This window comes from Ruminococcus sp. AF17-22AC (assembly GCF_003460065.1).
Lineage (GTDB): Bacteria > Bacillota > Clostridia > Lachnospirales > Lachnospiraceae > Blautia_A.
Genome location: NZ_QRXT01000022.1, coordinates 1 through 8,803, shown reverse-complemented (window position 1 = coordinate 8,803; position 8,803 = coordinate 1). Strand labels below are relative to the sequence as shown.

General features: G+C 39.9%; 11 protein-coding genes and 1 tRNA gene. 8 read left to right on the top strand and 4 right to left on the bottom strand.

What is annotated here, in order from left to right; translation table 11 throughout:
* Positions 1 to 238 (top strand): hypothetical protein (locus DWW86_RS17235; protein WP_117944108.1); only part of this gene is annotated, 238 nt, incomplete at its 5' end.
* 142 nt (positions 239 to 380) lie between these two features.
* Here DWW86_RS17235 and DWW86_RS16865 read toward each other — a convergent pair.
* On the bottom strand, positions 381 to 620 hold the full coding sequence (locus DWW86_RS16865; RefSeq protein WP_117944106.1) for a hypothetical protein: 240 nt from the start codon (positions 618 to 620) through the stop codon (positions 381 to 383).
* A gap of 20 nt (positions 621 to 640) precedes the next feature.
* Complete coding sequence (locus DWW86_RS16860; protein WP_117944105.1) at positions 641 to 2,047, bottom strand: hypothetical protein; 1,407 nt, start codon at positions 2,045 to 2,047, stop codon at positions 641 to 643.
* A gap of 210 nt (positions 2,048 to 2,257) precedes the next feature.
* Between DWW86_RS16860 and DWW86_RS16855 the strand changes: the two genes are divergently transcribed.
* Positions 2,258 to 2,455 (top strand): helix-turn-helix domain-containing protein, encoded by a 198-nt coding sequence (locus tag DWW86_RS16855; protein WP_117944103.1) that lies wholly within the window; start codon positions 2,258 to 2,260, stop codon positions 2,453 to 2,455.
* A 27-nt stretch (positions 2,456 to 2,482) separates the two neighbouring features.
* Here DWW86_RS16855 and DWW86_RS16850 read toward each other — a convergent pair whose 3' ends face one another.
* Positions 2,483 to 3,307 carry a hypothetical protein gene (locus DWW86_RS16850; RefSeq protein WP_117944101.1) on the bottom strand — a complete coding sequence of 275 codons (825 nt, stop codon included), beginning with the start codon at positions 3,305 to 3,307 and terminating at the stop codon, positions 2,483 to 2,485.
* A gap of 278 nt (positions 3,308 to 3,585) precedes the next feature.
* Here DWW86_RS16850 and DWW86_RS16845 point away from each other — a divergent pair, with 278 nt between their 5' ends.
* The 6 genes from DWW86_RS16845 to DWW86_RS16820 all read left to right on the top strand — a co-directional run bounded on the left by DWW86_RS16845 (position 3,586) and on the right by DWW86_RS16820 (position 8,570).
* Complete coding sequence (locus DWW86_RS16845) at positions 3,586 to 3,972, top strand: hypothetical protein (RefSeq protein WP_117944098.1); 387 nt, start codon at positions 3,586 to 3,588, stop codon at positions 3,970 to 3,972.
* Between the two features lie 41 nt (positions 3,973 to 4,013).
* Complete coding sequence (locus DWW86_RS16840) at positions 4,014 to 4,658, top strand: hypothetical protein (protein ID WP_117944096.1); 645 nt, start codon at positions 4,014 to 4,016, stop codon at positions 4,656 to 4,658.
* Positions 4,655 to 5,458 carry a P-loop NTPase family protein gene (locus DWW86_RS16835; RefSeq protein WP_117944094.1) on the top strand — a complete coding sequence of 268 codons (804 nt, stop codon included), beginning with the start codon at positions 4,655 to 4,657 and terminating at the stop codon, positions 5,456 to 5,458. The genes DWW86_RS16840 and DWW86_RS16835 overlap by 4 nt, the downstream gene beginning before the upstream one ends.
* A gap of 147 nt (positions 5,459 to 5,605) precedes the next feature.
* Positions 5,606 to 6,703, top strand: coding sequence for a hypothetical protein (locus DWW86_RS16830; protein ID WP_117944092.1), 1,098 nt, complete (start codon positions 5,606 to 5,608; stop codon positions 6,701 to 6,703).
* A 168-nt stretch (positions 6,704 to 6,871) separates the two neighbouring features.
* The gene (locus DWW86_RS16825) at positions 6,872 to 7,183 is read left to right on the top strand and encodes a hypothetical protein (RefSeq protein WP_117944090.1); all 312 of its coding nucleotides are present in this window, start codon (positions 6,872 to 6,874) and stop codon (positions 7,181 to 7,183) included.
* A gap of 127 nt (positions 7,184 to 7,310) precedes the next feature.
* Entirely contained in the window at positions 7,311 to 8,570 is a 1,260-nt protein-coding gene (locus DWW86_RS16820; protein ID WP_117944088.1) for a tyrosine-type recombinase/integrase, read from the top strand.
* A 155-nt stretch (positions 8,571 to 8,725) separates the two neighbouring features.
* Here the strand turns inward: DWW86_RS16820 and DWW86_RS16815 are convergent.
* Positions 8,726 to 8,798, bottom strand: a tRNA-Lys gene (locus DWW86_RS16815).
* Between the last annotated feature and the right edge of the window lie 5 nt (positions 8,799 to 8,803).

The following is an 8,803-nucleotide window of genomic DNA, read 5'->3' as shown; positions in this document are numbered from 1 at the left end:
AATGAGACATCGGGGATTCGAACCCGATTACACACTTGAAACCCTTGAAAAGAAAGGAGCTTTCCGTGTCGCTTATATAAGTGTAACAAAAAGTGTAACACATCAAGCAATCCCAAAAGAACATTATCTACTATACTTGTCAAAAATATTTTACAGGAAATATACAAATAATGCAAGAATAGATTTTTGTTTTTTAATGAAATGGAGAAACGCTCTGTCGTTTACAACAGAGGAATGATTTTGCTTGACTACCCTCAACTGCATCCGGTCAGCCTGTCAAGCCCGAAGTCGCAAGGCGATGCGAAGCAGGTTTGACTGGTTGAGCGAATGCAGTAAAATAAGCCGCAACAAAATCAATCAGTAATATAAAAATCCCGCCATCATAAGGATGACGGGACATTTTTTATAAAAGGAATTATTGCCCCCTTTGTAGCTTTTACATTCAGCTTCGCAGATGAACCGACATAAACGTTCTTATTAGAGGCTTTCAATGTCAGTTTATTGGTTGCCGCCTGTACAGTGGAAACCATACTCACAGGTTCAAAAGAACCAAAAGAGCTGGAAATAACAAATCCAACAATTAACAAAAGGGCAAAGATTTTTTTGAATTTCTTTTTCATATAAGTCTTCCTCTTAAAGTTTATTTCTTAATAGCTCCACAACTACATTTGTAAATAACCTTTTCAGGAGTATCTACAACTGTCTCAGTATAGGCTTTCTTATCGACTACCCAAGTACGTTCACCTTCATAATGTCCCTCTTCCGGTACATCCTTATAAGTAGCATCAATATGTTTCAGTTCATAAGAGATACTATTGCTTTCTTTATGACTATTAAAATCATCCTGAGATTCGAAAGTTTCACCGCAAGAACAGGTAACTACATACTGGTCCTCGAGAACTTCATCCCATGCTTCCTGAGCTGGAGTATCAACTACTTTTACAGTTTCAGTATGTGGTTCGAGATGAGTTGAAGAATGTAATGGAATTTCTTTATCTACCCTAGCCTGAGCTTCATCTACAGACATACCTTGAGATATATACTCATCCATTTTTTCTCCTTGCATATTAACAAACTTATTCTGATGTGATACAATCTCACTATCATCAGGAGTTGTAAAACCACAAACATTACATACGTGCCAGTAATTAGTTACAGTCTCCTGATGAGACACCTCCTCAACAGCATCATGATGGATAACCTTATTTACTTTAGAAGCAATAACATGCTGAGCGTTAACCTCATCTACATGAGCCTTAGCAGGTTCCTCAGTTTCAAACTCAGTACCATCAGTACATACATAAGCATCATGTTCCGGTACGTCTACAACTGTAGTAGCTTCCTTGTCAACTACCCAAGTAGGCTCTACCCAATGACCTTCTTCCTTATGTTCAACAATATGAGTCTTAGCTGGAATAACAGTTTTCTTATAAGAATGTTTATGAGATGGCTTAGTAACCTTAACAGTTACAGTACGAGAAGCCTTATTGTAAGTGCCATTACCCTTTGTGTAAACAGTAATCTTAGCAGTTCCAGTCTTCTTACCAACTACAACACCCCTAGAGTTTACAGTAGCAACTCTAGTATTAGAAGATTTAAACCTAAGACCTGTCCTAGCCTTAGCACCAAGAGAAGCAGACTTACCAACATTAACGGTAACGTTCCTAGCACTAACTTTCTGATTTCTCTTTACAACCTTTACAGTTACGGTCTTAGTAGCTGATTTATAACCTTTCTTAGATACAGTCACACGAACTTTTCCAGTTCCAGCTTTTCTACCTTTTACATTCCCTTTTGAATCAATAGAAACGTAAGAATTTAAAGATTTATAGCTGATCTTTGAACCCTTAGGAGCTTTGACACTGATCTTTTTACCAGAACCAACATACACTGAACCGCAAGATGCCTTTACCGACATATTTTTTGAAGCGGCTTCAACTGTTACTGTTGTTCCAATAGGTGCAACTGCACCAGCAGACCCGGAAAACACCAGTCCCAGTGAAAGTGTCACTACTGCGATTCCTTTTGTGATTTTCTTCTTAAACATGGATTCTCCTCCTTTTGCATATAGAATTTTCTGCATAACCCCATTATAACCGTTATATTTTTGTGTGCAACCTTTATATAGAAAAAACGCTTATTTCAAAGGTATAATCTTGGTGTGAGTATGAGGTTATCTGCATAATAATAGCCATTTATGGCTAATTTTATTATAGTCCGTTTACGGGTATCATGCAAGCATAAGGAGTGAGCTTTCATGATTTCGTACGAACCATTCTGGAATACATTAAAATTAAAGAATATCAGCCAATATCAGTTGATTCATAAATACAATATCTCAGCCGGACAGCTTTCCCGGATGCGAAGCAATTCGAATATATCGACACACACGATCAATGCCCTATGCGAGATACTCGACTGTAAAGTGCAGGATATACTTATATATAAGAAGTAGCCCTCAATTTTGAGAGCTACTTTTTTTCTACTCTTCTATATCATACTCGCGGGGAAGTGTTGCATACATTTGACACAATAAGGATTCCCCTAATTGAATGTTATACAAATCCTCTATCAGCATATCAATCGCCTCTTGCTTCTCATTTGATGCATTGGTATTTCGAGGCTTTAACATCTGATACTTCCCTGAATAAGTAAGTACTGCCCATTGTTCAATAAGAACTGGCTGGTCTTGGAGTAGTTTTCCATTTTTTTGTAAGTATTTTTCAAAAAACTCTAAACACAATTTCGCATTCCATGTTTCATCAAAATTTTCAGTTACTAATTCCCAAAACTCATCATTCTGCACGAATTTATCATAATAAAGTTCGTTAATCTCCCATACTTTGCCAATTCCAGTTGTGAGTAAATCAATATCACACAGTAAATCAGAACATATTGTATTTATAATGGATTGGGACAACTCGTTATCTGGATTCAAGGTACGATTTTTTTTGTAAGAATCAATTTTCTTTTCGAAAAAATGCTCTTCATATTCAATATCATTCCATAGAGAAGTATTATCAACAAACTGGTTATATTTGCTAAACAATGCCTTACCGATCTTACTTAGTGTAAACTGAGAATTCGTATACTTATTTGCAAGTAAGAAACGATTCAAGTTGTATCCGAAAAATTCTTCATTTCCTTTATTAAGTTTTAAAATGATACGATCTACGCAGGCTTTATAGTTAGATTTTAATGATTCATATTTCTTTTGAATTTCTTTTTTTTCTCCAAAATCAACAATTCTGGAAAAATCTCTAACTTCTTTCTCTGTTCCGATCATATAGAATTTATCAAAATCCATATTTGTCTCCTTTTATCAAATGAAACTTTCTTGCTTTAAAGCGAGAAATTTTTCGACACATTCGTTAAGATAGTGTATCTATTGAAAAGCTGGTAGACTGAATTTAGAAACAAGAAAACAAAGCACTTCGGAAAGGAGCAACACATGAAGCGAAATCGTCCACCGCCTACGGAAAGCATTTGAAATTGAGCCGCTTCCTGCGGCAACAGAACGCGGCTCACGGGGAAATCCCCATGTAACTTTAGAACAATTTTATTATAACATACGGAGGTTGAATTATGAACCGCATTAAGTTAAATTCCTCGATTTGCCAGATTCCTCTGCCAATCGAGAACAGCTCTCGTGTACATGATGCAGTTATGATGCTCGTGCAGATCAGACCAGTTTGGATTTATAACGACGGGGAGAGGACAGATGAAGTCGGAAGTTATGTATATGACTGTGTAGACTTGTTTTCTTTTGAGCGGATCGCAATCAAGGTGGAGGAAGAAAAGCCACTCATCGCCCCGGATGAACTTCTTGAACGTAGGGAAGCCGGCGAGAAATTTTATGTAGAGATTATCGAAGGCACTGTCACGGCTTACTATGCTGAAAGGACGAATTCAATAGAAGACTCCTTCAAAGCAAAGGCGATGAAATTTGTTACCAATTATGATGGCATTTAAGTGAAAGGAGGCGGGGAGCTGACAGCTCCCCAAACAAAGAAATGGCATATTACATTTTTTTAATTATAGTATGTGCTTTTGCTTCCGTCGGTCTTTTGACGGTTGGCGGGTATAGTTTTTACAAAAGAAAGAACCTGAAATCCTTAGAGCAGGGAATCGCTCATTTTGAGTACTGGATTATTGAAGGAATAAAAAAAATCGGTTCCGCGTTGTTCTGGTGGGTGATGGAAGAAACCGGACATACGAAACCTGAGAAGATCATTAATCAGGGGCTGTACTTGACAGGTGAAGACTTGAACAACTTGAAAAACCGACTCGGTAAAGAACTTCTGGAATTACCAGTTTTTGAAGCTTATTCGCAGGAAAATGATTGCATTTTTATCAGCTTTACAGCCGTTGGATTAAAGGAAAAATACCAGTCGATCGAATCCGAACAGCTTCTTAAATTGATCGAGCACTGTGTCCGTTCCTTTTATCAGGACACCCGACAGCAGAGCGTTTTTGTAAAAGTTCTTGTCGCTGCTCCTACCCGGATTCAGTTTGCGATTCCGCTATCGGGTCTGGGATTTAAGTATTTGGATTCACAGGAGCAGATACAGGCATCATTGACAGACAATACAGCACCGGATGAAATCGAACCCTTAGAAGAGGAATTTCATATCTTCGATGATGAGGACAAGGAATGAAGCTCGGTTATCTGATGGAAGAGTATCAGAACGCGGGTATTAAAGTTCCTTTGAATATTCAGCTGGAAAAAAAGACTTCTTCTGTTCTGATTGCTGGGAAGTCCGGCTCAGGTAAGAGCCTGTCTGCCCGCTGGTACATAGGAAATTTACTGACAACGGGAGAAAGTGCTGTATATATCGCCGACTACAAGGGGGGAGAGGAATATGAATCATTTGAAGGTTCATCGTCTTATGCTTCTGGTAGCGATGCAGTCACAATGATTCAGGATTTTTATGACTTCTTTGTTTTCATCAGGGAAAACAAGGTGAAATTGGAGACTCATTACACCCTGTTTGTGGAGGAATGGTTCGGCCTCCTGACCTATGCAGAAACGCAGTCAAAAAAGCTGAAAGCAGAATTGCAGGCAAAGATCGGAGAACTTCTTGCAGTCTCCCGCGGGCTGAATATGGGCGTATTCATCTGTGTCCAGCGAGCCGATGCACATCTCTTCGATTCTGGTTCAAGAGAACAATTCCAGTGTGTGCTTTCCTTTGGAAGATGCTCCGCTGAACAGTTTCGGATGCTGGGCTTTTCCGGTGAACTGGAAGAAAACCCGACCAGTGGCTACAAGCCGGGACAGGCTCTTGTCCTGATTGATGGACAGGAAAGTGTACAGGAAATCATTGTGCCACAGATCAGTAACCCGGCTGTACTCGAGCGAGAAATTCGGAATCGATTAGATCGTCAGCCCGGACTTGCCGCTCTGATCTCTGGGACAGCCGAAGGCTGGAACAGAGGGCAGACGGTGAGGACGGAATGACCGTTCACCGGGCGGTTAGTATTACCGCCCGGTGAACAAACAAAGAAAAAATGTCAAAAAGCCCAGCAAAATCAAGGGTTTCGAGACATAAAATTACTGTTCGTTATCAATAAACAGAGCGAACAAATAAAAAGTGAGGACAGTATAATGAAGAATGAAAAAATTTTCCCACCACTGGTGGAAGACAAGAAAGCAGAAGAAATCCAGATTTCTGCTATCGAAAATACAATAGAAAACAAACTGAACATTCAGCGGAATGCTTACCAGCTTACCATCAACAACCCGCTTACTGAGGGGCTTGACCATACAAAAATCAAAGAGATTTTGACTCTCAATTTTTCAACACTGGTATACTTCTGCCTTGCTGATGAAATCGCAGAAACAGGAACACCGCACACACATTTGTATGTAGTCTTCCGATCAAGAGTACGTTGGAGCACGGTCAAGAAACATTTTCCGACAGCCCATATTGAAGTAGCACGGGGCACTGTCCTGAGTAACGTGGAATACATCCAGAAATCCGGAAAGTGGAAGGATTCGGAAAAATCAGAAACAAGTGTACGGGGCACTTTTGAAGAATGGGGCACGAGACCAAAACAGAGAGGGAAAAATGCCGCGATGCAGGAACTGTATGAGTTGGTGTGTGCCGGATATAGTAATGCAGAGATTTTGGCTATCAACAACGATTATATCTTGAATCTGGACAAGCTCGACCGCATACGGCTGACCGTTATCGAAGACCGTTATAAAGCTCATCGAAGATTAAATCTGAGAGTCATTTACTTTTTCGGAAAAACAGGGCTTGGAAAAACCAGATATGTTCTGGACACCCACGGGGACGCTAATGTCTATAAAATTTCAGATTATTTGCATCCATTTGACAGGTATAAATATCAGACCATATTGTGCTTTGAAGAATATCGAAGTCAGTTGCCGATCTCAGATATGTTGCAGTTTTTGGACATCTATCCGATTGACCTTCCAGCACGATATGCGAATAAATTTATGTGTGCAGAGACAATCTATCTCTTATCCAATGAACCGCTGGAAGAACAGTATGTGAATGTACAGACTGAGCACCCAGAGACATGGGCGGCATTCCTCAGGCGAATAAAGGAGGTCTGGATTTTTGAAGAAGATGGAAAAATTAAAAAATATGATTCCGTCGAGAAATATTTGACAAGATCAGAAGACTTTCATATAGCGTCAATCGAAGAAAGTAAAGAGAATCCGTTTTCTGAATAATCAATTCAGATGATCAAAATGCATTGTGCTGTAACGGCAAGGTGTTGCAAAGATAGTTAAGTACAGCTTGGCGAAGTGTAGCGTTGTTATGTAATGAATGTATGGTATGGTATCGCAATGACTTACAACTGAATAATGGATAAAATAGAAAAATAGGAGGCTTATATTATGGCAAATACAAAAAAAATCGAGGGGTTAAGAACAGCATTTGAGGAAAGTATTAAATCCGACAAATACCCTCAGAGTATGAGAAATATCATCAAGGCGGCAAGTGCGGCGAAAGAAAACGAGGATAAAGTAGATTTTTGCCGCAGTCTGGACACAGGCAAAAAAGAGACAACAGAAGTGACACTTTCCACACCGGATGGTGAACGTATCAATGTCACCGCCACGAAAGAAGAAAACAGAACCGTGATTTATGATCTGGAAATCACAAGTAATCTCAAGCTCTGCTATGCTCAGACTTTTTACGAAGCATGAACAGGCGATAAGTTAATAATTTAAACTAAATAAGGAGGATATTTTTGTCAACGCCTTGTGATGTATAGTGATGTATCGTAGATTGATAAAAATATCCTTTTTTGCGTTGAAAAAATGATAAGACATCATGGACAACGAAAACTTAAAAGTACTTGAACTGGCACTAGAAAATGATATACTTAGCTCAAGCGACATGGAAAAAATTAAAGAATCCATGAAGAAGAAAACGCTTGAAAAACTGAAAAATGAATTAAAACCTTTGCACCCGTACACCATCCGTCAAAATGAGAAAGATCAACGCTGGCGAACTCGTGTACCGGACAAAAGCTGTAAATCAGGTCTGAGGATGATTGTGAAGACCTCAGAACAAGACCTCTACACAGCCCTTGCAGACTACTATGGACTTGAATGGTATGACGATGAAGACAAGGTGACATTGGAAACTTTTTATCCCAAATGGCTGAAATACAAGGCTCTGCATACCAATTCAGAAACGTATGTGAGCCGGATAGATTCAGATTGGAAAGCCTACTATGTAGGCACGAAGATCATCAAAGAGCCACTTCGGAAACTGGACAAGGTGACACTGGATGTCTGGGCACATGAACTCATAAAGACGCATTCCATGACGAAAACGCAGTATTACAACTGTACGGTCATCATCCGACAGGCTTTGGACTATGCGGCAGACTTAAAGCTCATCTTGGAGAATCCGTTTAAGTATGTAAAAATCGACGGAAAGCGTATGTTTCGGAAAGTCAAAAAGAAACCGGACGCAACGCAGGTCTATCTGACCGCAGAGGAACGTGCAATAACAAGGCTGGCATGGAGGGATTACCACACACATAAAGCAATGTATGATCTTGCACCGCTGGCAATTCCATTCCTGTTCCAGACAGGTTTGCGAATAGGTGAACTGTGTGCAGTACGGTATGAGGACATCGAAAGCCCGGATTACATCCATGTCCAGCGTATGTATAACAAAGACACGAAAAAGGTCATTGAGCATACAAAGACGGATTGCGGGGATAGACAGGTAATTCTTACCCAAAAGGCAAAAGAGATCATCAGGACAGCCCGATCAAGGCAGAAAGAAGTCGGAGCGGACAGTACCGGATATATCTTTTCGATGGATGGAAAACCAGTTCCCCAGTATGCAGTTGCATACCGTTTCAGGAAGTACTGCAAGGAATATGGCACGATGGTAAAGAGTTCCCATAAGGTAAGAAAAACCTACATATCTGCCTTGTTAGATGCTCATGTCAATATCAACACGGTGAGGGAACTGGTCGGACACTCGGACGAGAGGACAACCCTAAAGAATTACTGTTTTGACCGGAATACCGAAGCAGAGAAGCGGGAAAAGGTAGAAAAAGCACTCGCCTAAAGGGAGTGTAACACAAGTGTAACAGTAAATAGCCGAAAAAACACACTTTTGAAGACACTTACAAAAAAATACAAAAGCCCGGAAAAGCCTGATTTTATGCGGGTTTCCGGGCAAGAAAAAAACACTATCGAAATGATAGTGTTCTTAAAAATTAATGAGACATCGGGGATTCGAACCCCGGACAACTTGATTAAAAGTCAAGTGCTCTACCAACTGAGCTAATATCCCATATT